Annotated in this window: 21 protein-coding genes and 2 tRNA genes; 10 read left to right on the forward strand and 13 right to left on the reverse strand. The window is 72.0% G+C overall.

Going from position 1 to position 24,786, the window contains the following annotated elements; translation table 11 throughout:
* Positions 1–12: 12 nt before the first annotated feature.
* Positions 13–987, forward strand: a complete 975-nt coding sequence (locus tag ACTWPP_RS22820) for a C40 family peptidase (RefSeq protein WP_443106364.1) — start codon at positions 13–15, stop codon at positions 985–987.
* 188 nt (positions 988–1,175) lie between these two features.
* Here the strand turns inward: ACTWPP_RS22820 and ACTWPP_RS22825 are convergent, their stop codons facing one another.
* Complete coding sequence (locus ACTWPP_RS22825) at positions 1,176–1,547, reverse strand: hypothetical protein (protein WP_443106365.1); 372 nt, start codon at positions 1,545–1,547, stop codon at positions 1,176–1,178.
* A gap of 170 nt (positions 1,548–1,717) precedes the next feature.
* Between ACTWPP_RS22825 and ACTWPP_RS22830 the strand changes: the two genes are divergently transcribed.
* The 3 genes from ACTWPP_RS22830 to ACTWPP_RS22840 all read left to right on the forward strand — a co-directional run bounded on the left by ACTWPP_RS22830 (position 1,718) and on the right by ACTWPP_RS22840 (position 3,942).
* Positions 1,718–1,918, forward strand: a complete 201-nt coding sequence (locus ACTWPP_RS22830; RefSeq protein ID WP_443106366.1) for a hypothetical protein — start codon at positions 1,718–1,720, stop codon at positions 1,916–1,918.
* Positions 1,919–1,980: 62 nt separating this feature from the next.
* Positions 1,981–2,223, forward strand: coding sequence for a helix-turn-helix domain-containing protein (locus tag ACTWPP_RS22835; protein WP_443106367.1), 243 nt, complete (start codon positions 1,981–1,983; stop codon positions 2,221–2,223).
* 198 nt (positions 2,224–2,421) lie between these two features.
* Positions 2,422–3,942 (forward strand): tyrosine-type recombinase/integrase, encoded by a 1,521-nt coding sequence (locus ACTWPP_RS22840; RefSeq protein WP_443106368.1) that lies wholly within the window; start codon positions 2,422–2,424, stop codon positions 3,940–3,942.
* Positions 3,943–3,966: 24 nt separating this feature from the next.
* Here the strand turns inward: ACTWPP_RS22840 and ACTWPP_RS22845 are convergent.
* Both ACTWPP_RS22845 and ACTWPP_RS22850 read right to left on the reverse strand, forming a co-directional pair.
* Positions 3,967–4,055 (reverse strand) — tRNA-Ser (locus tag ACTWPP_RS22845).
* A 156-nt stretch (positions 4,056–4,211) separates the two neighbouring features.
* The gene (locus ACTWPP_RS22850) at positions 4,212–4,637 is read right to left on the reverse strand and encodes a hypothetical protein (RefSeq protein ID WP_443106369.1); all 426 of its coding nucleotides are present in this window, start codon (positions 4,635–4,637) and stop codon (positions 4,212–4,214) included.
* Positions 4,638–4,828: 191 nt separating this feature from the next.
* On the opposite strand from ACTWPP_RS22850, the gene ACTWPP_RS22855 reads away from it, so the two are divergent.
* Positions 4,829–4,901: transfer RNA gene (locus tag ACTWPP_RS22855), tRNA-Arg, on the forward strand.
* 550 nt (positions 4,902–5,451) lie between these two features.
* Here ACTWPP_RS22855 and ACTWPP_RS22860 read toward each other — a convergent pair.
* From ACTWPP_RS22860 to ACTWPP_RS22875, 4 genes are all read right to left on the reverse strand, one after another.
* Positions 5,452–6,819: a sensor histidine kinase gene (locus tag ACTWPP_RS22860; RefSeq protein WP_443106370.1), complete on the reverse strand. Its 1,368-nt coding sequence runs from the start codon at positions 6,817–6,819 to the stop codon at positions 5,452–5,454.
* Positions 6,816–7,493 carry a response regulator transcription factor gene (locus tag ACTWPP_RS22865; RefSeq protein ID WP_443106371.1) on the reverse strand — a complete coding sequence of 226 codons (678 nt, stop codon included), beginning with the start codon at positions 7,491–7,493 and terminating at the stop codon, positions 6,816–6,818. The genes ACTWPP_RS22860 and ACTWPP_RS22865 overlap by 4 nt, the downstream gene beginning before the upstream one ends.
* 71 nt (positions 7,494–7,564) lie before the next feature.
* Positions 7,565–8,053 carry a DUF5666 domain-containing protein gene (locus tag ACTWPP_RS22870; protein ID WP_443106372.1) on the reverse strand — a complete coding sequence of 163 codons (489 nt, stop codon included), beginning with the start codon at positions 8,051–8,053 and terminating at the stop codon, positions 7,565–7,567.
* A 75-nt stretch (positions 8,054–8,128) separates the two neighbouring features.
* Positions 8,129–8,716, reverse strand: a complete 588-nt coding sequence (locus ACTWPP_RS22875) for a TetR/AcrR family transcriptional regulator (protein ID WP_443106373.1) — start codon at positions 8,714–8,716, stop codon at positions 8,129–8,131.
* Positions 8,717–8,776: 60 nt separating this feature from the next.
* Between ACTWPP_RS22875 and ACTWPP_RS22880 the strand changes: the two genes are divergently transcribed.
* A complete protein-coding gene (locus ACTWPP_RS22880) occupies positions 8,777–10,123 on the forward strand; it encodes a flavin monoamine oxidase family protein (protein ID WP_443106374.1) in 1,347 nt (448 codons plus the stop codon).
* Between the two features lie 88 nt (positions 10,124–10,211).
* On the opposite strand, the gene recQ is transcribed toward ACTWPP_RS22880, so the two are convergent.
* Together recQ and ACTWPP_RS22890 are read right to left on the reverse strand one after the other, a co-directional pair.
* Positions 10,212–12,056 (reverse strand): DNA helicase RecQ, encoded by a 1,845-nt coding sequence (gene recQ / locus ACTWPP_RS22885; protein ID WP_443106375.1) that lies wholly within the window; start codon positions 12,054–12,056, stop codon positions 10,212–10,214.
* A gap of 45 nt (positions 12,057–12,101) precedes the next feature.
* Entirely contained in the window at positions 12,102–12,761 is a 660-nt protein-coding gene (locus tag ACTWPP_RS22890; RefSeq protein WP_443106376.1) for an HAD family hydrolase, read from the reverse strand.
* 199 nt (positions 12,762–12,960) lie between these two features.
* Between ACTWPP_RS22890 and ACTWPP_RS22895 the strand changes: the two genes are divergently transcribed.
* Positions 12,961–13,461, forward strand: a complete 501-nt coding sequence (locus tag ACTWPP_RS22895; protein ID WP_443106377.1) for a hypothetical protein — start codon at positions 12,961–12,963, stop codon at positions 13,459–13,461.
* A 131-nt stretch (positions 13,462–13,592) separates the two neighbouring features.
* Positions 13,593–13,970, forward strand: a complete 378-nt coding sequence (locus ACTWPP_RS22900) for a phage holin family protein (RefSeq protein WP_443106378.1) — start codon at positions 13,593–13,595, stop codon at positions 13,968–13,970.
* Positions 13,971–13,974: 4 nt separating this feature from the next.
* Here the strand turns inward: ACTWPP_RS22900 and ACTWPP_RS22905 are convergent, their stop codons facing one another.
* The 4 genes from ACTWPP_RS22905 to ACTWPP_RS22920 all read right to left on the reverse strand — a co-directional run bounded on the left by ACTWPP_RS22905 (position 13,975) and on the right by ACTWPP_RS22920 (position 20,632).
* Positions 13,975–17,004, reverse strand: a complete 3,030-nt coding sequence (locus ACTWPP_RS22905) for a hypothetical protein (protein WP_443106379.1) — start codon at positions 17,002–17,004, stop codon at positions 13,975–13,977.
* 81 nt (positions 17,005–17,085) lie between these two features.
* Positions 17,086–18,138, reverse strand: coding sequence for a cation diffusion facilitator family transporter (locus tag ACTWPP_RS22910; RefSeq protein ID WP_443106380.1), 1,053 nt, complete (start codon positions 18,136–18,138; stop codon positions 17,086–17,088).
* Between the two features lie 74 nt (positions 18,139–18,212).
* Complete coding sequence (locus ACTWPP_RS22915; RefSeq protein WP_443106381.1) at positions 18,213–19,229, reverse strand: hemolysin family protein; 1,017 nt, start codon at positions 19,227–19,229, stop codon at positions 18,213–18,215.
* Positions 19,217–20,632: a hemolysin family protein gene (locus ACTWPP_RS22920; protein WP_443106382.1), complete on the reverse strand. Its 1,416-nt coding sequence runs from the start codon at positions 20,630–20,632 to the stop codon at positions 19,217–19,219. Before ACTWPP_RS22920 ends, ACTWPP_RS22915 begins: the two co-directional genes overlap by 13 nt.
* Before the next feature lie 342 nt (positions 20,633–20,974).
* Between ACTWPP_RS22920 and ACTWPP_RS22925 the strand changes: the two genes are divergently transcribed.
* Both ACTWPP_RS22925 and ACTWPP_RS22930 read left to right on the forward strand, forming a co-directional pair.
* Positions 20,975–22,189, forward strand: coding sequence for a hypothetical protein (locus ACTWPP_RS22925; RefSeq protein WP_443106383.1), 1,215 nt, complete (start codon positions 20,975–20,977; stop codon positions 22,187–22,189).
* Between the two features lie 551 nt (positions 22,190–22,740).
* Entirely contained in the window at positions 22,741–24,786 is a 2,046-nt protein-coding gene (locus tag ACTWPP_RS22930) for a tetratricopeptide repeat protein (protein WP_443106692.1), read from the forward strand.

Genomic DNA, 24,786 nt, shown 5'->3' on the forward strand with positions numbered 1-24,786 from the left:
GCGGCCCACCGGGTGAAGGCCGCGGTCACCGCTTGCGCCGCCGCTCTTCTCCTGCCGCTGGCGCTCGTCATCCTTCTCGCCGGGCAGAACTCCGCCGTCGGCATTGGCTCAGGGCTGGCCGGGGCCCCCACCGCCCTCGCCCAACGCGACATCCCGCCCGCGTACCTGCGCTGGTACATGGACGCCGCCCCCACCTGCCCCGGGCTGCCCTGGAACGTCCTGGCCGCCGTCGGCAAGATCGAATCCGACCACGGCCGCTCCACCATGCCCGGCGTCCACTCCGGCGAGAACTCGGCCGGAGCCGGCGGCCCCATGCAATTCCTCGCCGCCACCTGGGCCGCCTACGGCGCCGACGGCGACCACGACAGGAACAAAGACCGCTACAACCCCGCCGACGCCATCTACGGCGCCGCCAACTACCTGTGCGCCAACGGCGCCGGGAAAGGCGGAAAGCACCTGCACCGGGCGATCTGGCACTACAACCACGCCGACTGGTACGTCCGCAAAGTCCTCGACCAAGCCACCCGCTACGCCACCCCCACCACCAGCCGACGCGGCGCCATCGCCGTCCGCGCGGCGCTGCGGTGGCTCGGCACCCCTTACTCCTGGGGCGGCGGCGGACCCTCCGGCCCCACCTACGGCATCGCCCACGGCGCCGACACCAAAGGCTTCGACTGCTCCGGCCTCACCCAACACGCCCGGGCCCAAGCCGGCGCCCGCCTACCCCGCGTCGCCGCCGCCCAATACCACGCAGGCACCCACATCCCCCGCACCAGGCTCCAGCCCGGCGACCTGCTCTTCTTCGCCACCAACCCGGCCAACCCCGCCACCATCCACCACGTCGGCATCTACTACGGCCGCGGACGCATGATCCACGCCCCACAAACAGGCGACGTCGTCCGCATCGCCCAATTCACCGGCAACCCCTACCGCGAACGCCAATACATCGGCGCCACCCGCCCCACACCACCCACCACCGAAACCTGACCGGAGACGAACGCTTGCACCCACACCACAACCCCAAACGACACCACGCCCCCAGCCCCACCCCTCCAACCAGAAACCAGCACCCACCAGGCACGTCCCCGACGAAGAAGACGAAGCAGAAGCCGCCCTGCGGGCCGATCCGCGCCTTCAGCTACGGCGGCGGCTGGCAATCCACCGCCGCCCTCGTCCTAGCCGGCCAAGGCCACATCGACTTCTCCACGTTCCTGTTCGCCAACGTCGGCGACGACTCCGAACAGCCCGCCACCCTGCGCTACATCCGCGACCACGCCGCCCCCTACGCCGCCGCCCACGGCATCGACCTCCGCGAACTGCACCGCACCCGCCGCGACGGCACCACCGAAACCCTCTACGGCCGCCTGATGCGCGAAGGCTCCCGATCCATCCCCATCCCCGTCCGCATGAGCAACGGCGCCCCCGGCACCCGCTCCTGCACCGCCGACTTCAAAATCCGCGTCATCGGCCGCTGGCTCAAAGCCCACGGCGCCACCCCGGCCAACCCCGCCACCATCGCCATCGGCATCAGCCTCGACGAGATCCACCGCGCCAACGCCCGTCGACACGAACCCTACGAACGCATCGTCTATCCGCTCCTGGACCTCGGCATCCGCCGCACCGACTGCCCCCGCATCATCCGCTCCGCCGGCCTCCCCATCCCACCCAATCCGCCTGCTGGTTCTGCCCCTTCCACCGCCTCACCACCTGGCAAGACATGCGCCGCGCCCAACCAGCCCTGTTCACCAAGGCCTGCCACCTCGAAGCCACCATCAACAAACGCCGCGCCCACCTCGGCAAAGACCCCGTCTACCTCACCCGCTACAACGCCCCCCTCGCCGACGTCACCCCAACAGCCGACACCCTCCCCTTCGACGACGGAGACGGCACCTGCGACGCCGGCTGGTGCTTCACGTAATCCAGACAACGCATCACGCTCGCCACAGCAAAGCGCTCACCTTCAATCTCAGGAGTTCGATCATGAAGCTGATGAAGTACGCCGAAGTGCCGGATCTCCCCACGGTCGTCGACATCGTGACCGCCGCTCATGCGCTTGGTCTCTCCCGCAGCCACGCGTATGAGCTGGCGAAGCGTGGCGACTTCCCCTGCAGGGTCATTCGTGTCGGTACCCGCTACCGGGTGCCGACGGCAAGCCTGCTGCGACTGATCGAGGTTGAGGACGTTGCAGCCTTAATAGGTGCGAAGGACAGCCGAAGGCTCTGATGCTTCCTTCGCCTGCCCCGTGCCTGCGCTCAGCTCGGCACGGGGCAGAGCGCCCGGCTGACCGAAGCGGCAACGCGCCGCATTTCCGAATTGCATCTATTCGTCCTATTGGCGACGTCGTTTGACGGCGCCGGATGTCAGTGTTAGCACTGTCAGTGTAAATGCGGTTACAGAGAGTCCTCAAAGGATGGTGATGTCTTGAAAGGGGCCGTGTTCAAGCGGTGCCGCTGCACCAACCCCGAGACCGGCAAGCGCTATGAGACGAACTGCCCGGATATCAAGAAGAAGGGCCACGGGACCTGGTGGTTCCGTTACGAGGCCCCCGCCTCGGCCGATGGCAAGCGGCGCCGACCACGAGTCGGCCCGTTTCCGACCAAGGAGGACGCCGAGAAGGAGCTCGTGAAAGAGCTCGCCAAGATGGGGGCTGACGGACACGCCTCGGACCATCGGATGACGGTCGGGCAGTGGCTCGATCGATGGATCGCCGGCAAGGTCGATCTAAAGAGTTCCACGCTGAGCAGCTACCGCGAGGCAGTGGACCTGTATCACAAACCGGGACTCGGGCACCTCCGGCTCGTCGACCTACGCGCCCACCACGTGAGCGAGCTCTATGCGGCCATGCTTCAGATCAATCGGCCGCTTCCGGAAGGTAAGAAGCCCAGCGAGATGCTGCGTCGGCTCCTCGATGCCCGAGCCGACTCCACGAAGAAGAGCAAGGAGGGCGAGGAACGCTGTAAGAAGCAGACGAAGCCTCTCTCGCCCGCACGTATCAAGCGAGTACACGCCGTGCTCAGCTCGGCTATGGGGTCGGCCGTTAAGAAGAAGTACCTCACGCACAATCCGGCCGAGCATGTCGAACTTCCTCGTCTGCCGCGCCGGAAACCCCTCGTATGGACGTCCCCTCGCATCGCCCGCTGGGAGGAAAACGGAAAGCTCCCGGCCCCGGTCATGGTGTGGACTCCCGCGCAGACCGGCGCCTTCCTCGACTTCATCCACGAGACGGAACGGCAGTACGCGCTGTTCCACCTCGTCGCTTTCCGAGGGCTGCGGCGAGCTGAGGTGGCCGGGCTGCCGTGGAGTGACGTCGACTTGGACGGGGGAATCCTCGCGATTCGCGAAACGAGGCCAGACGATGACCTGGAGCCGGACGACGCCAAGTCCGACGCTGGGGACCGTGCGGTCACGCTTGACGCCGCCACGGTCGAGCACCTGCGGGCCTGGAGAACCCGGCAGAAGAGCGAGAGGCTCGCGGCCGGCCCAGCCTGGGTGAACTCGGGGCTGGTGTTCACACGTCCTGACGGCTCGCCGCTCCGCCCTGAGTGGGTCTCCCAGCGGTTCGAGCTGCTCATCACGCAGTACACCGCCATCAGACGGCGACACGAGGTCCAGAAATGGGGGATTCCTCAGATCGCCAAGCGTCACCGGGTTGGCGAGGCGAAGGTGCGAGCCGCACTCGCTGGAGGACCGCTCCCTCCCATCCGGTTCCACGATCTCCGGCATGGCGCGGCCACGCTGTCCCTGGCCGCGGGGGTCGAGATGAAGGTGGTCAGCGAGACGCTGGGGCATGCGCGGTCGTCCTTCACCGCCGACGTCTACGCCTCCGTGGTCCCTCAGGTCTTCAAAGCCGCCGCCGAGGCGGCCGCGGCAGTGGTCCCCCGCCGCGTCGGCCCCCCATCGGCCCCCCAACGCAAAACCAGCGGTCCCCTCGACCCGAACTAGATCAAGGAAACCGCTGGTCAGAGGCGGAGGATCGGGGATTTGAACCCCGGATGGGCTTGCACCCAAACCGCATTAGCAGTGCGGCGCCATAGACCGGACTAGGCGAATCCTCCAGTAGCCGTCAGGCGCAAACAGGCTACCGGTTCGGCGCGCCTACCGGCAAAGTCTGGCCCGTGGGTCTCAGCAGCATAGTCCGAGACACCGTGGCTACGCTAAGACAATCGGCCGGACGTTCCGCTCCCGGGGCCGCAGGAGCGAACCGCCGATGGTCAGCCGCCCAGACGGAAGCCGCTGAAACCGCAGGCCTCGGCCAGGTCGTTGCCGTGCCGCCGCATGGCGGCGGTGTTGGGCTGGCGCGGGCTCGTGCTGCCGGAGCTCATCTGCCGCAGCAGCGTCGCCGTCTCGTCCAGGTCGCCCGCGAACGCGACGGCGGCGGTCTCGACGTCGCCTCCGGCGCTCCGGCCCTCCGAGCGGATCGCGGAAGCGGTCTCGGAGAACTTCCGAGCAGTCGAGTCGGCGCCGCCGGACGACGTCAGGCCGCTGGTGGAGAAGCTCCGCAGCTCCCTCTCGATGTTCTTGCAGGCGGTCTTCTTCTTGCCCCCGGCGAGGGCGTCGACCGCCCCGCAGCCCGTGGAACCGAGCATCAGGCCACCGACGACGACGACGCCGGCCAGCTTGGCGGCAGACATGCGCATGAAAATTCTCCTTCAGGGGGTTTGGGCTTCGAACGGAGTCAAACCTCGCAGGTCGCTCCCGTCTCGATCACCCTTTTGGCGTACCTCCCCCACAAAAAGTTCCGTGACTCAGGTCACACCCACGCCCCAGCTCGTCTAGCACAACCGATTCGCGGACGGGTCCGTGGAGCCGGTACAGTTGTCCCCGGCAGGCACCCGTAGCTCAACGGATAGAGCATCTGACTACGGATCAGAAGGTTAGGGGTTCGAATCCCTTCGGGTGCGCAGCAGTGGGAGGCCCCTTCCGATCTTGGAGGGGCCTCTTGTGTGTGCCATGGGAGCCACGGGGTTCGTTCTGCATCCAGAGAGCGCCGCTCATGGCCTCAGCCGCCCGCTTGTCGTCGACGAGCAGATGCCCAGGACGTCTTTCGTGATGCCTGGGTGCACCCCGTACGCCACGTCCGCTTACTTGGCCATCATCGACCCCCGAGGTCTGTCCGTGCGGGGAGGCTTGGCGGCGCTGGGCCTGCCTGCTAGCTGGATCGTCGTGCCGGTGGGCTTGCGTGATGGGGGCTTTGGGGCCCCAACTGGCCCTGGGTTGGGGGATCGCGATGACCTTGGAGTGTCGCGTGGTCCCGGCAGGACGTGGATGTCCGGCGGCTCAGGGAAGTGCGGGTCTCGTCAGTTGCGCTGTGGGTGTCGGGACGGTGGCTTGTTGCGGGCGGTATGTGCTGCCTGATCGGGGCGTTGGTCCTGCCGGGCTTCGGTGAGCTGGTGTGCCGCTTGTAGCTGGTCAACTCGCCGTGCAGGGTCCTCCCAGTACTCCGCGTGGTCCTCAGGCGGGGTCTGGCGGTGGGGGTGTTTCGTTCGGGTGTGTTGGGAGGGTGATGCGGACGGTCGTTCCCCTGGACGGGGCGGAGAACAGGTCTGCGCGGCCGCCGTGGGCGGCGGCTATGGCGGCGACGATGGGGAGGCCGAGGCCGGTTCCGCCTGCGTTCTGTCCGGCGCGGTGGAAGCGTTCGAAGGCGCGGGCGGCGTTGTCGGCGGACATGCCCGGGCCTTCGTCGGTCACTTCGATGACTCCCGGTGCGAGACGGATGGTCGCCGGTGTTCCGGGGGGTGTGTGGGCACAGACATTGGCCAGGAGGTTGGTGAAGACCTGGCGGATCCGTGACTCGTCGACGTTCGCGACGAGGGTCTCCGGGGCGTCCAGTTCGATGGGGCGGTCGGGGGCCGTGGCGGTCGCGTCGGCCACGGCGTCGCGGGCCAGGACGACCAGGTCTGTGGGGACGGGTTCCAGGGACGCCTCGCGGTCCAGGCGGGCCAGTTCGAGGAGGTCGGTGACCAGCCTGTTCATGCGGCGCGCCTCGTCCTCGATGCGGCGCATCGCGTCGGGCAGTTCATCGGGGCCGAGCGCGCCGTGCCGGTACAGCTCCGCGTAACCCTGGATGGCCGTCAGCGGTGTGCGCAGTTCGTGTGACGCGTCGGCGGCGAAGGCGCGGACGCGGGCCTCCGAGCGGCTCCGGGCCCAGAACGCCTGCTCGATCCGTTCCAGCATCACGTTGATGGCGGCGGCGAGGCGGGCGGTCTCGGTGCGGTGGCCGGGTTCCGGCATCCGGGCGCGCAGGTCGCCGCCGGCGGTGATGGCGTCGGCGGTGGCGGCCATGCGGCCGAGCGGGCGCAGGCCGCGGCCGATCAGCCTGCGTCCGAGCAGCGCCAGCAGCGCGAGGAGGATGATGCCGGTGGCGATCTCGGAGAGCACCAGGTTGCGGACGGCCGAGTGGATCTCACCGAGCGGGGAGGCCACGATGATGACGCTGTTGCGCCTGGGGCGGGCCACGGCGCGCAGACCCGGGAGGGAGAACGGGGTGCGTGTGCGTGCGTGCGCGTTCAGTTCGTCCCGGTTGAGCCGTTCCACCTCGGTGACGGCCCGGCTGGGGTTCGGTGCGTCGCCGCTGAGGACGCGCACCCGGTTCGCGGGCCCGACGACCAGCACCACGAACTGGGCCGGGGCGACGCCCCGCTCGGGCAGCCCGGGGCGGAGGAGGCGTGCCACGGCGTGGTCCGGGACGGACTGGAGCTGCTCGTCCACCCGGTGCATCAGGTAGCCGCGCAGGACGAGGGCGCTCACCAGGCCCATGACCGCCAGTCCCGCGAGGGTGATGGCGAGGAGGCCGGTGAGCAGCCGGGCGTTGAGCGTCATGGCCGCAACGCGTAGCCGACGCCGCGCTGGGTGTGGATGAGGGGTGTGCCGAGCGGGTCCAGTTTGCGGCGCAGGTAGCTGATGTAGGTTTCCACGACCTGGGGGCTGCCGTGGTCCCAGCCCCACACGCCCTCCAGGAGCTGGGCGCGTGACAGCACCATGCCCGCGTTGCGCATCAGGTAGGCGAGCAGGCGGAACTCGGTCGGGGACAGGTCCACGGCGACGCCGCCGCGCCGGACCGTCCAGTGCGCCTCGTCCAGTTCCAGGTCGGCGACGCGCAGTACGGCGTCGGACGGGGGCGGGGCCGCGCGGCGCAGGACGGCCCGCACCCGCGCGATCAGGGCCTCGATGGAGAACGGCTTGCCGACGTAGTCGTCGCCGCCGAGGGTGAGGCCGGTGACGGTGTCGGACGGGGTGTCCCGCGCGGTCAGGAAGATCACCGGGACCTGGTCGCCGTCGGCGCGCAGCCGCCGGCAGACTTCGAAGCCGTCCACGTCGGGCAGCATGACGTCCAGCAGGACGAGGTCGGGCCGCTCGCGGGCGGCGGCGCGCAGCGCCTTGTCGCCGGTCTCCGCGGTCACGGTCGTGAAGCCGTGGAAGCGCAGCGCGACCTCGATCAGGTCACGGATGTTGGCCTCGTCGTCCACGACGAGGACGCGCCTGCCCTCGCTCATCGGCTCCCGCGAATCGTCGGTTCCGTGGCTCCGAAAATACCGCGCCTGCGCCGGCGGCGGTCTTGAACCGGTCAGTCCTTCGGGACCCGGATGAACCTGGCGGTGCGGGTGTCGCCGGAGCGTTCGCCGGCGACGCGGATCTCGTCGCCGTCGGCGAGGTCCTTGATGGTGGCCTTTTCGCGGTCCTTGCGTATCCGGGTGTCGCCGTTGGCCGTCCACGTCCAGGAGACGCCGTCGGCGCTCTTGACGGTCAGTGTCGTCGACGACAGGGCGGTGATCTCGCCGCGCTGCCAGGTGACGAGGCGGAAACCGTCGTCGCGGCGGACGGTGGCCTCGCCGTGGACACCGTGCCCGCCCAGGTGACCTCGCAGGCCGTGGCCTCGGCGGAAGGGGCGGTCTTCGCCGGGGTGGTCCCGGCGGGGATGGTTCGGCTCCGCCTTGGGGGACGCGGACGGCGAGGGGTCGGCGGCGAAGGCGGGGACGGCGAGGTAGAGGCCCAGGCCGAGGAGGCCCGCGGCGCTCACACCGGCGGCGAGCGTCGTCGTGTGTCTGGTTCGCATGGAGATCATGTAACCCGGGGCCGCTGGCAGAAGTCCGCGCGGATCCTGGGAGAACCCTGGGAATCGCCGCCGGTTTCAGTGCAGGCCGTCGAGCATGGCGCCGATCAGGTGGACGGCCTCGTCGCGGGCCCGCGGCGGGTCGTCGGCGTCGGCGATGGAGAGGGCCAGTTCTGTCAGCGCGCCGTAGAACGCGGCCGTGGTCAGGGCGATGGGGTGCGGGCCGGTGCCGCCGAGGAGGGCGGTGAGGCCGTCGGTGAGGATGGTGCCGAGGTAGCGCTGGTCGAGTTCGCGCCAGCGTTGCCAGCCGAGCGCGATCGGGCCCTGGAGGAGGACGATCTCGCGGTAGTCGGGGTCGGAGCAGATCTCCAGGAAGGCGCGGACGCCCTCGGCGGCCTTGTCGCGGGGGGTGTTGTCGCGGGCCATCGCGGCGGTGATCCGTGCGGCGGCCTGCGCTTCGAGGTCTTCGAAGACGGCTTCGAAGAGGCCCTGCTTGCCGGCGAAGTGGTGGTAGAGGGCGCCGCGGGTGAGCCCGGCGGCGCGGACGAGTTCCTCGGCCGAGACGCCGGTGAAGCCGCGTTCGGCGAAGAAGCGGCGGCCGGTGTCGAGGAGAGCGGCGCGGGTGCTTTCGACATAACGTTGCCGCCGGTTCTTGACCTGCTCCATCCGGTATGTGTAACACATACATGATGTATGTCGGATGCAGTCTGCATGAGGAGCGGTGACATGGTCGATGTCGCGATCGTCGGGGCCGGGACGGCGGGGCTGGTCGCCGCCCGCGACCTCGTCCGGGACGGGCACGAGGTGGCCGTCCTGGAGGCCCGCGACCGGGTCGGCGGACGGCTGCTGAACGGGGAACTGCCCGGCGGCGAACCGATCGAGGTCGGCGGCCAGTGGGTCGGGCCCGGCCAGGACGGGGTGCTCGCCCTGATCGGCGAACTCGGGCTGTCGACCTACCCGACCTACGACCGCGGGAAGCACATCGCCGAGATCGGCAGGACGCGCGGCGAGTACACCGGCCGCATCCCCCGCCTCTCACCGGTCACGCTCGCCGACATCGCGCAGGGGCAGGTGCGCGTCGAGCGCATGATGCGCGGGATCCCGGCGGACGCGCCGTGGACGGCCCGGCACGCGGCGCGGCTCGACGCCCAGACGTTCGACACGTGGATCCGCCGGAACCTGCACACCGGCGGGGGCCGCGCGTTCATGCGGCTGATCACGCAGGCGGTCTTCTCCGCCGAGGCCGGGGACATGTCCGCGCTGTGGGCGGGCTTCTACATGGCCGCCGCCGGCGGCCTGGACCCGCTGATCGACACTACGGGCGGCGCCCAGCAGGACCGGGTCTCCGGCGGGTCCCAGCGGATCGCGCTCGCGCTGGCGGACGAGCTCGGCGACCGCGTGTCGCTGAACTCCCCCGTCACCGAGATCGACTGGGAGGACGGCTCCGTGCGGCTCCGCACGCCGGCCGGGGAGATCCGGGCCCGCCGCGCGATCATCGCCGTCCCGCCGCCGCCGGCCGGACGCATCCGCTACACCCCTGGCCTGCCCGGTGACCGCGACCAGCTCGTCCAGCGCCTGCCGATGGGACGCGTCATCAAGGTCAACGTCGTGTACGACGAGCCGTTCTGGCGCGAGGACGGGTTCAGCGGCCAGGTCACCAGCGCGCGGCGCCCGTTCGGCATCACGTTCGACAACACGCCGGAGGGCGGCACGCCGGGTGTGCTGGTCGGGTTCCTGGAGGGACGGCACGCCGACATCGCCGCGCGCCTGACCGCCGAGGAGCGCCGCGCCCAGGTCCTCGCCGACCTCGCCGGATACTTCGGGCCGCGGGCGAGGAAGCCCGTCGCGTACATCGAGCGGGACTGGGCCGAGGAAGAGTACTCGCGCGGATGCTACGGCGCGTTCGCCGCTCCCGGGACACTGACTCGTTTCGGCCCGGCGCTGCGCAAACCCGTGGGGCCGCTGCACTGGGCCGGGACCGAGACGGCGACCAGGTGGGCCGGGTACATCGACGGCGCCGTCGAGTCAGGCCACCGCGCCGCCCGCGAGGCGGCGCTCACGACGGCCCCTTAGCCGTCGTCGCGCCGCGCGGCCGCCGTCACGTCGGGCGGGGGAGGCTCGGCTGCTCTGTCTCGCGGGTTCGTCGTGCCAGGCGGGGGTGCTAGTCGGAGGCGGTCAGGGTTTCGAGGACCTGCTCGCCGTATTTGGCGAGTTTGTTCTCGCCGACGCCGTTCACACGGCCCAGTTCGGTGAGGGACGAGGGGAGCGCGGTCGCGATCTCCCGGAGTGTCGCGTCGTGGAAGATGACGTAGGCGGGGACGCCCTGCTCCTTGGCGATGGCGGCGCGCCAGGCGCGGAGACGTTCGAAGATCGGCATCGTCTCGGCGGGGAGTTCGACGGGGGCCTTGCGGTCCTTGGCGGTCTTCGCCGCCTTCGTGGCGGGACGTTCCGGTTCGCGGCGCATCATCACCTTGCGCTGCCCGCGCAGGACATCGGCGCTCGTGTCGGTCTGGAGCAGGGTGCCGTGGTTGCTCTCGACGGCGATCAGGCCCTGGGCGAGGAGCTGCCGGACGACGCCGCGCCATTCGACCTCGCGCAGTTCGGCGCCGACCCCGAAGGGCTTCAGGGAGTCGTGGTCGAACTGGATGACCTTGGCGCTCTTCTTGCCGAGCAGGATGTCGATGATGTGCCCGGCGCCGAACTTCTGCCGCCGTTCCCGGTCGAGCCGCACGATCACCGACAGGACCTTCTGCGCGGGAACGGTCGCGTCCCATGTTTCGGGCGGTGTCAGGCACGTGTCGCAGTTGCCGCACGGCTCGCCGGACTGGCCGAAGTAGTTCAGCAGCTGGACGCGGCGGCATTCGACGGTCTCGCAGAGGGCGAGCATGGAGTCGAGGTGCATGGCCTGGCGGCGGCGGAACGCGGGGTCGCCCTCGCCTCCGTCGATCATCTTGCGGAGGTTGACGACGTCCTGCAGCCCGTAGGCGAGCCAGGCGGTGGACGGGAGGCCGTCGCGTCCGGCGCGTCCCGTCTCCTGGTAGTAGCCCTCGACGGACTTGGGCAGGTCCAGGTGGGCGACGAAGCGGACGTCGGGTTTGTCGATGCCCATGCCGAACGCGATGGTCGCGACGATGACGAGACCGTCCTCGCGGAGGAAGCGCGACTGGTTGGCGGCGCGCGTCTGCGCGTCCAGGCCGGCGTGGTACGGGAGGGCCTCGATGCCGTTCTCGGTGAGGAACGCGGCGTGCTTCTCCACCGAGTTGCGGGACAGGCAGTACACGATGCCCGCGTCGCCCTTGTGCTCGGTCTGGAGGAGGCGCAGGAGCTGGCGCTTGGCGTCGGTCTTCGGCTCGATCCGGTACTGGATGTTCGGGCGGTCGAAGCTCGCGACGAAGTGACGCGTCTTCGACCCCGGGCCCTGCTCAAGTTGGAGGCGGGTCGCGATCTCGCTCCGGGTCGCCTCGGTGGCGGTCGCGGTGAGGGCGATGCGCGGAATGTCGGGCCAGCGTTCGTGCAGGCCGGACAGCATCAGGTAGTCGGGACGGAAGTCGTGCCCCCACTGCGACACGCAGTGCGCCTCGTCGATCGCGAACAGCGCGACCGTCCCGCGGTCGAGCAGCTCGACGGTCGAGCCGAGCTTCAGCCGCTCGGGCGCCAGGTAGAGGAGGTCGAGTTCGCCGGCGACGAACTGCGCCTCGACGACGCGGCGTTCGTCGAGGTCCTGCGTGGAGTTGAGGAAGCCCGCCTGGACGCCGAGGGTCCGCAGGGCGTCGACCTGGTCCTGCATGAGGGCGATGAGCGGCGAGATGACGATGCCGGTGCCCTTGCGGACGAGCGCGGGGATCTGGTAGCACAGCGACTTCCCGCCGCCGGTCGGCATCAGGACGAGGGCGTCCCCGCCGGAGACCACATGCTCGATGATCTCGCGCTGGCCGTCCCGGAACGCGTCGTACCCGAACACGCGCCGCAGGGTGTCGAGGGTTTCCGGAGTCTCGGGGGAAGCCATCGGCCCATACTATGAGCGGCCGCCGACGCCCGCCCCCGGGAACGCTCACCTGTGGACAACCTCCACCAGCTCCGGGGTCACCTCGTCCAGATCATCGGCGACGTGCGCGGCGAGCTCCAGCGCGTCGGGCGCGGGCGGGTGCGCCGGGCGCGGGATGGCGATCACCGTCATCCCCGCGGCGTGCGCCGAGCGGAGCCCGTTGCTGGAGTCCTCGATGGCGACGCAGGCGTGCGCGGGCACGTCCAGCTGGGCGGCCACGGTCAGGTAGCCGTCCGGTGCGGGCTTGCCGCGGTCGACCTCCTCGGTCGAGACGGTGGCGCGGAACAGCCCGCCCACCCCGAGCTTGCCGAGCACCAGGTCGATGAGGGCGCGCGGCGACGAGCTGGCGAGGCCGAGCTGACGGTACTCGGCCATCCGGCGGACGGCGGCCTCCGCGCCCGGCAGCAGCGGCAGCCCGGCCTCGTACCGCTGGAGCATCTGGTCGATCACCTCGTAGGCGGCCTCCTCCGCCGTGACGCCGTCGACGAGGTCGGTGGCGAGGTAGCGGGCCCACTCTTCGGTGCTCATGCCCATGAGCCGGTCCTGGGTGCCGGGGAGCCAGCGTCCGCCGCGGTCCGCGACGTACGCGCGCCGCACCTCCTCCCACACGGGCTCTGAGTCGATCAGGACGCCGTCCAGATCGAACACGATGGCCTGCACGGGCATGGGGTCCTCCCGGTGTCTCGGTGCGCCCTCCCGGCAGTGATCACTATCCGGTGCGCTCGGAAGGGAACCTTGCGCAGCAGTTCGGACGAATACCCTCTGACCTGGATTTATCCGACGAATGCGACATGATCCAGTTTCAGTCTGGCATGGTGGTGAACCTCCGTCCCCCCTCCGGAGTCACAGCAGAGGAGATCTGCCCATGGTGTTCCTCGGTTTCCTGCTGGTCGCGGCCGGCATCGCCGCCGGAGCCGGTGTCGTCCTCGACAACACCGGCACCACCGAGCTCGTCGTCTTCGGCCAGACCGTTCCCGGTGTGAACGAGCAGTGGCAGGTCTTCCTCGCCGGCGCGGCCGTGGCCGTCGTCTTCTTCACCGGAATGCTGCTCACCTTCGTGGGCGCCGCCCGCCGCCTGCGCACCCGCCGCGACCTGCGCGACCTGCGCGAGGAGCACGAGGAGTCGCTCACCACCCTCGTCGCGGAGAAGCGCCGCCTGGAGCGCGAACTCGCCCAGGCCCGGCAGGGCTCCCGCCCCGGGCCGGCGCCGTCGGGCCCGGCCGGCCCGGCAGGCCCGTCCCGCCCGGCGGGCAACACCGGGCCGCTTCCCCGGCGCGAGCCGGCGACCGCCGCCGTCCAGGGCACCCGGGTCGCGCCGCGCGCGAAGAACCCCGGAACCTCGCCGTTCTTCACCCGGAACGACTAGCGGGCACCAGGCCGTGAGGGTCGTCTCCCACGCGGAGCCGGCCGGCTCGTCCTGGATGATGACGGGAGCATCCGCCTTAATCGCCGCATAGAGGGACGACGGGCGCCACCCGGCCGGACCATGATCGTGGTGTGCGGATACTTCTCAAGGTGGGCATCACCGCGGTGGCCCTGTGGGCCGCCACGGTGCTGATCCACGGCATCTCGGTCGACGGCGACACGGCGGGCCGGCGGGCACTCACGCTGGTCGCCGTCGCCGTCATCTTCGGCCTCGTCAACGCCGTCATCAAGCCGATCATCAAAACCCTCGGCTGCGCCTTCTACGTCGTCACGCTCGGGCTGATCGGCCTCGTCGTGAACGCCCTGCTGCTCTGGCTGACCAGCGGGCTCGCCGAGCGGCTGGACCTGCCGTTCCACGTCACCGGCTTCTGGCCCGCGTTCTGGGGCGCCATCGTCGTCGGCGTGGCCGGCTGGCTGCTCCACCTGTTCGTCCCCGACGACAAGGACTGACCCCTCAGCCGCCGAGCAGGTGGGGGGCGGCGGTCGCGGCACGTCCGAACGGGCCGTCCTCCGGCCTGCCGGACGGGGCGCCGGCGTACTCCCGGTACGACGGCGGGCGCGAGCCGGACGCCCCCACGAGGACCCAGCGGCGGGCCCGGACGGCGCCGATGAGGAACTCGGCGTCCGTGACCTCCCCCGCGTCCGCGACGATCAACGCGTCGAACTCCTCGTCGCGGGCGGTCAGGCCGACGCCCGCCGGGGTCCCGATGACGAGGTCGGCGGTGCGCAGCAGCACCTCGCTCCCCGCGGCCAGCCCGCCGTCCAGGTAGCCGGTGAGCTGCTCGATACGGGCCATCGCGCGCCGCTGATGCGCGGGGACGACCTCGGGGTCCTCGGCGGGATCCGAGCCGCAGATCTCCACGACGTTCTCCCGCGAACGCGCCTCGGTGCGCTGGGCGGTCTCCAGATCGGCCTCGCGGCGGGACGTCTCCTCGGCGGCCTCGGTCGTGCGGCGTTCGAGCGCCGCCTCCGCCTCCGCGGCCCGTGCCGTGGCGGTCTCCGCGTCCGACCGGGCCCGTTCCGCCGCCGCGAGGGCCTGTTCGCGGGACGTCCGGGCGGCGTTCACCCGGTCCTCGATCTCCTGCGCGGCCTGGTGCGCGGAGCGCGCCCGCATGCCCGCCTGCGTGGCCCGCTCCACCGACTCCGCGGCCAGCCGCGCCTGTTCCCCGTGCTCGGCGCCCGCGGTCTCCCGCTGCGCCGCCAGCCACGTCAGCTCCGTCCCCAGGCGTTCCTGCGCCTCCTGCGCCGCCTTGAGCCGTGCCCCGCCCTCCGACACGAACGACGCGAGGCCCCGCCGGATCCGCTCCGCGTTCTCCGCCGCGTCCTTGGCTTCGCGCGCCCGCCGCGCGGCCTCGTCCGCCTCCCGCGTCCTGGCTTTGAGCTCCGCGCGCAGGCTCTTCCACTCCGACGGCGGCGCCGCCACGTGCAGCCGCTGCCCGAACGACATCTTCCGGCGCACCGCCGACAGCGCCGACTCCGCCGAAACGAGCCGGTAGTAGGCGGCGTGGCCCTCGGCCGCCGCGTCCGCGTCCGCCGCCGTCAGCCGGTGGGCCTCCTCCGCCGCGCCGGGCAGGGCCTGCCGCGCCTGCGCCAGCTCGTCGGTCAGGGACGCCTCGGCCTGCCGCGCGGCCTGCAGCTCGGCCTGCGCGGTCTTGGCGCGCTCGTCCATCTGGACGCACCGTGCGTAGGTGGCGTCGGCCGTCCGGGTCAGCGCGTTCGCCTCCGCGGCCGCCTCGTCCGCGACCGTCTGGAGCCGTTCCGCCTCCGCGCGCGGACCGGTCAGCTCCTCCTCGGCCTCCTCCTGGACGGCGGCGAGCCGTTCCGCCTCGGCCCCGGCCTCCTCAGCGGCCTGCTCGGCGGCAGCCGCCGCGTTCCGGGACTCCTCGATCGCGCCCGCCAGAGCCGCCTGCTCGGCCTCCAGGTCCTCGCCCCGCCGCAGATGCTCCGCCTGGACGGACTTCAGCGCCGCCGCGTCCCGGGGCCACTGCTCCAGCCACATCAGCCCGCGCCGCATCAGGCGCGCCTCCGTGTCCCATGAATGCCGCCACGCCTCCCCGACCGGACGCAGCGCCGCCGACCGCACCCGCGTCTCCGGCGCGGACGGCCCCTCCTCCGGGACGACGGGCTCCCCCTCCGGCAGCACGGGCAGCGGCTCGACCCTCGTGACCGCCGACGAGCCCTCCTCCGCCTTCGGGTCGGGCCGCCCTGCCACGGGCTTGAACTCGACCGTCCCACTGGAACCGGGCTCCCTCACCGGCGGCGCCCCGACGGCCTCCTCGTCCACCGGCGGCATGGCCCGCGTCTCCACCGAACGGGCCTCCGCCGTCGCCGGACGGGTCTCGATCAGCAAGGAGAAGACCTCGGGATCGCTCTCCACGCCACGCAGCAGCTCGGCGGCCCGCTCCGGAGTGGGAGCGACCACCAGCGCCCGGCCGTCCGCCGCCGCCAGCTCCTTCACGATGTCCCGGACGGCCCTGTTTCCCTCCCTTGTGTCCCCTTCATCCGTCTGGACGAGCCGGACCGCTTCCGTCCCCTCCTCCAGCGAACCGGGCGCGACGAGGAACCGCGCGAGCACCTCCCAGTCACCCGTGACCCGCTCCTCGCGCAATGCGCGCAGGGCCGCGATGTGCGGCGCCCAGCCGACCGGCGGGACGTCCTCGGGCACCTCCCGCAGCCGCTCGTCGAGCCGCTCGTAGAACCCGGTCAGCGGCCCGTACACGTCTTCGACCAGCTCGGGCCCGCCCCACCCGTCCTCGGCGGCCTCCATCCCGAGCGGCGGTGTCGGGTCACGCTCTTCGTCGACCCCTTCGAGCGGGATCGTCTCGAACGCCGCCCGAGGATCCAGTCCGGCCGCGGCCTCATCGTCGTCGCCGACCTGCGCTTCCGCTTCGGCTTCAGCCTCGGCCTCGTCCGCCAGGGTGATTCCACCGCCGACCGGAATATCGGACACGGTCTCCGTGCCGCCCGTAGCTTCGCTCGGGGGCGCGGCATCGCCAGGTACGTCGTCGGCCGGCCCCTCGGCGTCCTCAGCCGCCAGCCCGGACCCGGGCTCGGCGTCGGCCGGCTCTTCCGGCGGGGCGTGCGCCGGGACGTCCTCGGGCGCGTCGCTGTCGGCCGGTGAGGTGGACGTGGGCTCAAGGTCGTCCAACGCTCGGTCGTCGGCTCGTGGGTCGGGCGAGGGCTTCGCACCGGCCGGCGGTTCGGCGGGCTGCTCTTCGGCGGGGACGCCCTGGGACTCGTCCTCGCCGGTGGCGAGGAACTCCGCACCGGTGGACGGCTCGACGGCGGACGCTTCGGCGGTCTCGGCGCCGGCGGCGGAAGGCCCGGCGGTGTCGTCCGCCGCGTTGTCCGTGGTGCTCTCGGGGCGGGGGACGGTGATCGTGGGGACTTCGGAGGCCGGGACGTAGGCGGGCGTGAAGTGCCCGTCTTCGACGGTCTCAGGGCTCTCTTCGTCAGGCCCGTTGGTTTCTGATGGCTGATTCACCGACGTCATCCCGTCCCAGATCGACCGCCCGGGGCCGTAATTTCCCATTCTGCGCCGGACTAACGTCTCACAGGTCAGTGATCATCGGTGCCCGGCCAGCGCGGCGTGATGATCTTCACCGTGACGGGGCTCCGGGTCGGGGTGCACCAGGGCGCCGGACAGGCGGGGGAGCGCGTGCAGGAGGCTGTGCTCGGCGTCCACGGCGACCTGGTGCGCGCGGACGACGGTCGAGGCGGGGTCGACGACGACGTCGCATTCGGCGCGGAGGTGGTGGCCGATCCAGCGGAGACGGACGTCGCCCACGGCGAGGACGCCCGGGGTGGCGGACAGGGCGGCCTCGGCACGGTCCACAAGGGCGGGGTCGACGGCGTCCATGAGGCGGCGCCAGACCTCGCGGGCGGTCTGCCACAGGACGGCCAGGATCGCGAAGGTGATGAGGAGGCCGACGACAGGGTCGGCCCAGGGTGCGCCCAGGGCGAGCCCTGCGGCTCCCAGCAGGACGGCGAGGGACGCGAAGCCGTCCGTGCGGGCGTGGAGGCCGTCGGCGACGAGGGCCGCCGAGCCGATGCGGCGGCCCACGCGGATGCGGTAGCGGGCGACGAGTTCGTTGCCGATGAAGCCGATGAGGGCCGCGCCCGCGACCGCGGCCAGGTGTTCCACAGGCTGTGGATGGGCGAGGCGGTGGACGGCCGCGTACCCGGCGGCCAGGGCCGATGCGGCGATGGCGAGGACGATGACGACGCCGGCGAGGTCCTCGGCGCGTCCGTACCCGTAGGTGTAGCGGCGGGTCGGCGGGCGCCGGCCGAGAAGGAACGCGATGCCCAGCGGGACGGCGGTCAGGGCGTCGGCGGCGTTGTGGAGCGTGTCGCCCAGCAACGCCACCGAGCCGGTGAACACGACCACGACGGCCTGGAGGACGGTGGTCGCGCCGAGGCCCGCGAGTGAGATCCACAGGGCGCGCATGCCCTGGGCGCTGGCCTCCATCGCGGAGTCCACCTTGTCGGCCGCCTCGTGCGAGTGGGGCCGCAGGATGTGGGGCAGCCGGTGCTTGAACGGCCGCCCATGCCCATGCCCATGCCCGCGCCCATGCCCGTTGCCGTGCCCGTGTCCATGATCGTGGCCGTGTCCGCTCATATGGCCAGGATGACCCGGATATCCCGTTGCAGCACCTCGCCACCTGCGCCGTCGTCGCAGGTGCGCGGCCTGCGTCAGTGCGGGTTGGTGGCCAGTAGCTCCGCCAGGAGGTCGTCCAGGGTGACGATGCCCGCGAACTCGTTGTGCGCGTCGTTGACGACGGCGAGCGGGGCCCGGGCGCGGCGCATGCGGCTGACCGCGTCCAGGACGGTCGTCTCCGCGGTGAGGACGGTCGCGGGGTGGGCGAGTTCGTCCGCGCGGCGTTCGCCGTTCGGTTCGGTGATGGCCGCCCGGACGTGCACGATCCCGGTCATCGCGCCGTCGTGGTCGCGGACGAGCAGCCGGTTGTGGCCGCTGGCGGTGGCGGTCCGGCGGATCTGCGCGGCGGTCGCGTCCGCGCCGATCGTGGTGACGGACGTGGCGGGCACCACGAGATGCCCGACGGTGGCCTCCCGCGCCGAGATCGCGCGGCGGAGCAGCTCGTGGTCGTGGCGTCCGATGAGGCCGAGGCGGCGGGACTCGCCGACCAGGTGGGTGAGCCGGGCCGGGTCGGTGTGGCTGTCCAGCTCGTTCTTCGGCGTGACGCGGAAGAGCCGCAGCAGCGCGTTCGTCGTCGAGTTCAGCGCCGACAGGATCGGCCTGGACACCTTGGCGAACGCGCGGAACGGCAGCGCGAGGATCAGCGCCGAGCGTTCCGGGTGCGTGATCGCCCACGACTTCGGGGCCATCTCCCCGATGACCATGTGCAGGAACGTGACGACGGCGAGGGCGGTGCCGAGCGCGATGGCCTTCGTCCCGGCGTCGGGGACGCCGAGCGCGTGCAGCGGCGGTTCGAGGAAGTGCTCGAACGCGGGCTCGGTGACGATCGCGAGGCCCAGCGAGCACATCGTGATGCCGAACTGGGCGCCGGCGAGCATCAGCGACAGTTCCCGGACGCCGGCGAGGGCGGCGACGGCGGGCCGGCTGCCCTTGGCGGCGGCGCGTTCGAGCTGCGGGCGGTTCGCCGCGACGAGCGCGAACTCGGCCGCGACGAAGAACCCGTTCCCGACCAGCAGCAGGGCGGTGATCAGCAGTGTGGTCAGCGGGTCCACGACGCCTCCGAACCGGACGGCACCGTGTCGTCCCCGGCGGCGGCCGGGGGCGGCATCGAGGACGGCGGGCCGGTGACCGGCGGACGTTGCGCCGGGGCGGCCGACGGCGTCCTGATCAGGATCTTCTCGGCGACGCGGCGGGCCACGCTCATGACCTCCAGCTCGACCGAGCCGGCGTCCAGGTCGACGGTGAGGCGGTCCCCGGGGGACGGCAGCCGGCGCAGCTCCGCCATGACGAGCCCGCCGAGGGTGTCGTAGGCGTCGCCTTCGGGGAGGTCGAGCCCGGTCAGCCGGCCGACCTCGTCGATGCGCATGCCCGCGTCGACGAGCCAGGACCCGTCCGGTCCGGAGGTCGGGGCCTCCTCCCGCGCGTCGGTCTCGTCGGCGATCTCCCCGACGAGTTCCTCGGCGACGTCCTCGAAGGTGAGGATGCCGGCGAGGCCGCCGTACTCGTCGACGACGCAGGCGAACTCCTCGCCGGAGTCGCGCATGTGCTCGATCACCCCGTACAGCGGCTGGCTGCCGGGGACGAGCAGCGCCGGCCGCGCGACGCGGCGGACGGGGGTGGCGGGGTCGAGCGTGTCGTCGGCGACTTCGCGGACGCCCGCGACGCCGATCACGTCGTCGACCTCCTGGCCGTAGACGGGGTAGGCGCTGTGCCCGGTCTCGCGGATCAGCGCGACGAGGTCGGTGACGGGCGCGGTGCCGGGCAGCGTCCGGACCTGCGGCCTCGGCACCATGACCTCGTCGGCCGTGAGGTCGCCGAACGACAGCGCCCGGTCCAGCAGCCCGGACAGGTCGGCGGGCAGGTGCCCGGCGCTGTGCGACTTGCCGATGATGTCGCCGAGTTCCTCAAGCGTCGCGCCGCTGTGCAGCTCCTCGACGGGCTCGACGCCGACGGCGCGCAGCAGGCGCTCGGCGGAGCTGTCGAACAGCCGGATCAAAGGCCCCGCGACCGCCAGGTAGACGAGGGTGGACGCGGCCAGCGCGCGCGCCAGCGACTCGGCGCGCGCGAGCGCGAGGTTCTTGGGGAACAGCTCGCCCAGCAGCATCTGGATGAGCGTCGCCAGGACGAAGCCGGTGGCGAGCGCGATCGCGCCCGTCGCGCCCACGGGGACGCCCATGACCTCCAGCAGCGGCTGGATCAGCTCCGCGAGGGCGGGTTTGGCGATGAACCCGACGACCAGGGTCGTCATCGTGATGCCGAGCTGGGCGCCCGACAGCATGAACGAAACCCTGCCGATGACCTTCAGTGCCCGTTTCGCGGGAACGTCGCCACGTTCGGCTGCCTGTTCCAATGTCGCGCGGTCGGCGGCGACGTAGGCGAATTCCTGGGCGACGAAGTATCCGGTGGCGGCGGTGAGGAGGATCACCGCGAGCACCCCCAGCACCGCGGTCAACATGGGGCACCGGGTCTATGACTGGGGTCCGACACTGCGGACTCACCACTCCTCTCGTAGACGTGCTAACTCTCGTAACGTCACCACTGACAACGAGGTTCCCGGTGCACAGGGTACGGGTCCGCGGCCGGACGGTCCCGGCCGGATGTGCCCGGTGCGGCCCGTCCAGGGGAGAAAGATGCTTGTTTCGGCTAGTGTCACGGATCACACTTGTATGAGAGCGTACGTCCGATAGTGGACCGGTCCGTGCTCCCAGACCGGTGTGCCGGGCATGCTCGGGGGGACCGTAGGAGAGCGATCGCGGGGCAGACGTTGGACCAGAGCGGGCCCGGGGCCGCCGCGCCCATGAGCCGTGAAGGCGTCGACCATGCCCTGCGGACCCTCCGGCAGGAGCGCGACCGCATCTCCGCGTCTCTTCTCGAACTCGACGGGCACGACGGCAGCCGCCTTCTGGAGGGCGCCCGCCTCACCGGGGAGACGTGGCGTCGCTGGGAGGAAGCGAAGGCCGTCATGGCGGGGCTGTGGGCGCTGTTCGACGCCTACCAGCGCGTCCTGGACGCCGCGTCGGAGCTGCGCGGGCGGTCGCCGCGTCCCGACATGGCGACGCTGGTCGATCTGTCCGGGCTGCTGTCGGGAACGTCGGTGGAGCTGCCCGACGGGGAGATCCCGCTGCGCGACCGCACGCTGCTCGGCCCGCAGGAGGAGCGGGTGACGCTGGACGACGCGGTCGCGATGATGTCGGACGCGTACGAGTTCGTCGCGGGGGAGGTCGCCGCCGCCGACGCCGCCTGGACGGCACTGCTGCTGCCGCTCGAAGCGGTGGAGGAGAGCTGGCGGGAGACGGCCCGGCTGGCGCACTCCCTCGACGGCACCCGGCATCCCGAGCTTGACCGGGTCGGACGTGAGCTGACCGCGCTCGGCAAAGTGATCCGCACCGATCCGCTGTCGCTCGTCCGGGACGGCGGCGCCGACACCGGCCGCCTCGACCGGGTCCGCACCATCTTGACCTCGCTGGGCGACGAGCTGGCGGGCGTCGCCCGGATGCGCGACGACTACGCGGACCACGTCGCGCGGGTCACCGCGTCCATCGAGGAGGTCGAGGGGACCGAGCGGCGCGCCTGCGAGGCGCACGCGATGGCCCTCGCCAAGATCCAGTCGCCGAATCTCCCCGAACCGTCGCGGGGGCTGGGCGTCGCGCTCCGCGACCGGCTCACCGCCCTGGAACGGCTCCGGGAGGCGGGCCGCTGGGTGGAGATGGCCGGGCGGTTCGCCGAGCTCGAACGCGCCGCCGACGAGGCGCTGGAACGGGCGCGCGGCGATCTGCGTCTCAGTGCCGGTCTGCTCGACCGGCGGGGCGAGCTCCGGGGACGCCTGGAGGCTTACCTGGCCAAGGCCGCGCGCCTGGGCCTGGTCGAGGACGAGCGGCTCACCGTGCTGTACGGGGAGGCCCGTGACGTGCTGTGGACGGCGCCCTGCGATCTGCGGAGGGCGACCACGGTGCTCGCGGAGTACCAGCGAGCGATCAGGGCGTGCGAGAGCGAGACGGGGTCCCGGCGATGAACCGATGCACCCAGCCCGGCTGCGCCGGCGAGGTGGAGGCCGACGGCTTCTGCGACGTCTGCGGGATGGCCCCGGCCGCGGAACCCGCCCCCGCCCCGGTCGCACAACCGGCCCCGGTCGCACAACCGGCTCCGGCCGCACCCTCAGCGCAATCCGCACCCTCAGCGCAGCCCGCACCCTCAGCGCAGCCCGCACCATCGGCGCAGCCCGTGCCGTCTCCGCAGGCGCCGCGGCCCGGCAGCCCGGCTGCGCAGCCCGCCCGGTCGGTGCCGCCCGCGCGGCCGTCCGCGCCGTCCGGTCCGTACACGACCCCGCCGGCACCCGCCGGCCGGCCGCCGGCGCCCGCCGCGGTGACGACGCGGACCCCCGCCGCGCCCCCGACCACCAGGCAGCCGGGCTCGTCCGGCCCGTCCCGCCCGAGCGGGCCGAGCGGCCGCGGCTCGGCCTCCGGCGACTCGGCGGGCAGCGGGCGGGGAACGATCGGGTCCGGGCGCACGGCGTCGCGCGGCGGTACCCGGGGGACGGGCTCCAGCGGCGCCAGCAGGCGCGGGATGCTCGGCGCCGGGCTCGTCGAGGTGCCGCCCGTCCCCGCCCGCGACCCCGCCTCGGCGATCATGGAGACGCCCGAGGTGCCGGAGAACCGGCGCTACTGCAGCCGCTGCGACGAGAAGGTCGGGCGGAGCCGGGGCGGGCGTCCCGGCCGCACCGAGGGGTTCTGCCGCAACTGCGGGCACCCGTTCTCGTTCACGCCGAAGCTCCGGGCCGGCGAGATGATCGGCGGCCAGTACGAGGTGCTCGGCTGCCTGGCGCACGGCGGGCTCGGCTGGGTCTACCTGGCCCGCGACCACAACGTCAGCGAACGGTGGGTCGTCCTCAAGGGCCTGCTGGACACCGGGGACGCCGACTCGCTGGCCGCCGCGACCGCCGAGCGCGCGTTCCTCGCCGAGGTCGAGCACCCCAACATCGTCAAGATCTACAACTTCGTCCGGCACGACGACTCCGGCTACATCGTGATGGAGTACGTCGGCGGCCGGTCGCTGAAGGACATCCTGCTGAGCACCCGCCGCGACCACGGCGACCAGGCGGCGCTCCCCCTCCCCCAGGTGATCGCGTACGGGCTGGAGGTGCTGAGCGCCCTCGGCTACCTGCACGGCGTCGGGCTGCTGTACTGCGACTTCAAGCCGGACAACGCCATCCAGTCCGAGGAGCAGCTCAAGCTGATCGACCTCGGCGGGGTGCGCCGCGCGTTCGACGTCGACAGCCCGATCTTCGGTACGCCCGGCTACCAGGCGCCCGAGATCGGCTCGCAGGGCCCGTCGATCACGTCCGACCTGTACACCGTGGGCCGGACGCTGGCCGTGCTGAGCTTCCCGTTCCGCGGCTACACCGGACGGCATCTGCGCAGCCTGCCGCCCCGCGACGAGGTCCCGCTGTTCCAGCGGCACGAGTCGTACCACCGGCTGCTGCGCCGCGCCACGCATCCGGACCCGGCCCGCCGCTTCCAGACCGCCGCCGAGATGGCCGAGCAGCTCACCGGCGTCCTGCGCGAGGTGCTGTCGGCCGAGGACGGGCGCCCGCGGCCCGCGCCGTCGCCGCTGTTCGGCGCCGAGCAGCACACCGCAGGCGCCGAGATCACCATGCCGTCCGGCGGGGACGGCGGCGCGGCGGGGCCCATCCTCGCGCCGCTGGAGCCGCCCGCCGCCGCCGCGGCGCTGCCCGTCCCGCTGGTGTACGGCTCCGACCCGGCCGCCGCGTTCCTGGCCGGGCTCACCGCCCGCGACCCGGGCGACCTGGCGGCCGCGCTGAGCGCCGCGCCGGTCGCGTCCCGGGAGGTACGCCTCGCGCTGGTCCGGGTCCGGATCGAGATGGACGACCTGGACGGCGCCCGGCGGCTCCTCGAAGAGATCGCCGCCGAGGTCCCCGACGACTGGCGCGTCGACTGGTACCGCGGTGTCCGCGCCCTCGCGGGCGGGCGCGGCGCGGAGGCCGCCGCCGTCTTCAACGACCTGTACGACCTCGCGCCGGGCGAGCAGGCGCCCAAGCTGGCACTCGCCTTCTGCCACGAGATCCTGGGCGACATGGCGAACGCCGACCGCTTCTACGAGAAGGTCTGGCGCACGGACCCGACCCATGTGAGCGCCGTGTTCGGCCTCGCCCGCGCCCGTCTCGCCGCCGGTGACCGCCAGGCCGCCGAGCGCGTGCTGGACTCGGTTCCCCGTGTTTCCAGCCACTACCTCGCCGCGCAGCTCGCCGCCGTCGCCACCGCCGTCCGGGGTCGCCGTCCGGGTGAGCTGAACGCCGCCACGCTCGTCGAGGCCGGCCGGCGCCTGTCGTCCCTGCGGCTCGACACCGAACGCACCGCCGCGTTCGCCGCCGAGCTGCTGGAGGCCGCGCTGGCCTGGGTCCGCGCCGACCGGACCCCGGCGCCGCCGGCGGGCTCCCGCCGGCAGATCCTCGGCACCGACCTGGACGAGGCGTCGCTGCGCGCGAAGCTGGAGGACACCTACCGCGTCCTCGCCAAGCTCGCCGATGGCACCGAGCACCGGCACGCGATGGTCAAACGGGCCAACGCGGTGCGCCCGAGGACGCTGTTCTGA

It is taken from the genome of Actinomadura sp. 3N407 (genome assembly GCF_052245875.1).
Lineage (GTDB): Bacteria > Actinomycetota > Actinomycetes > Streptosporangiales > Streptosporangiaceae > Spirillospora.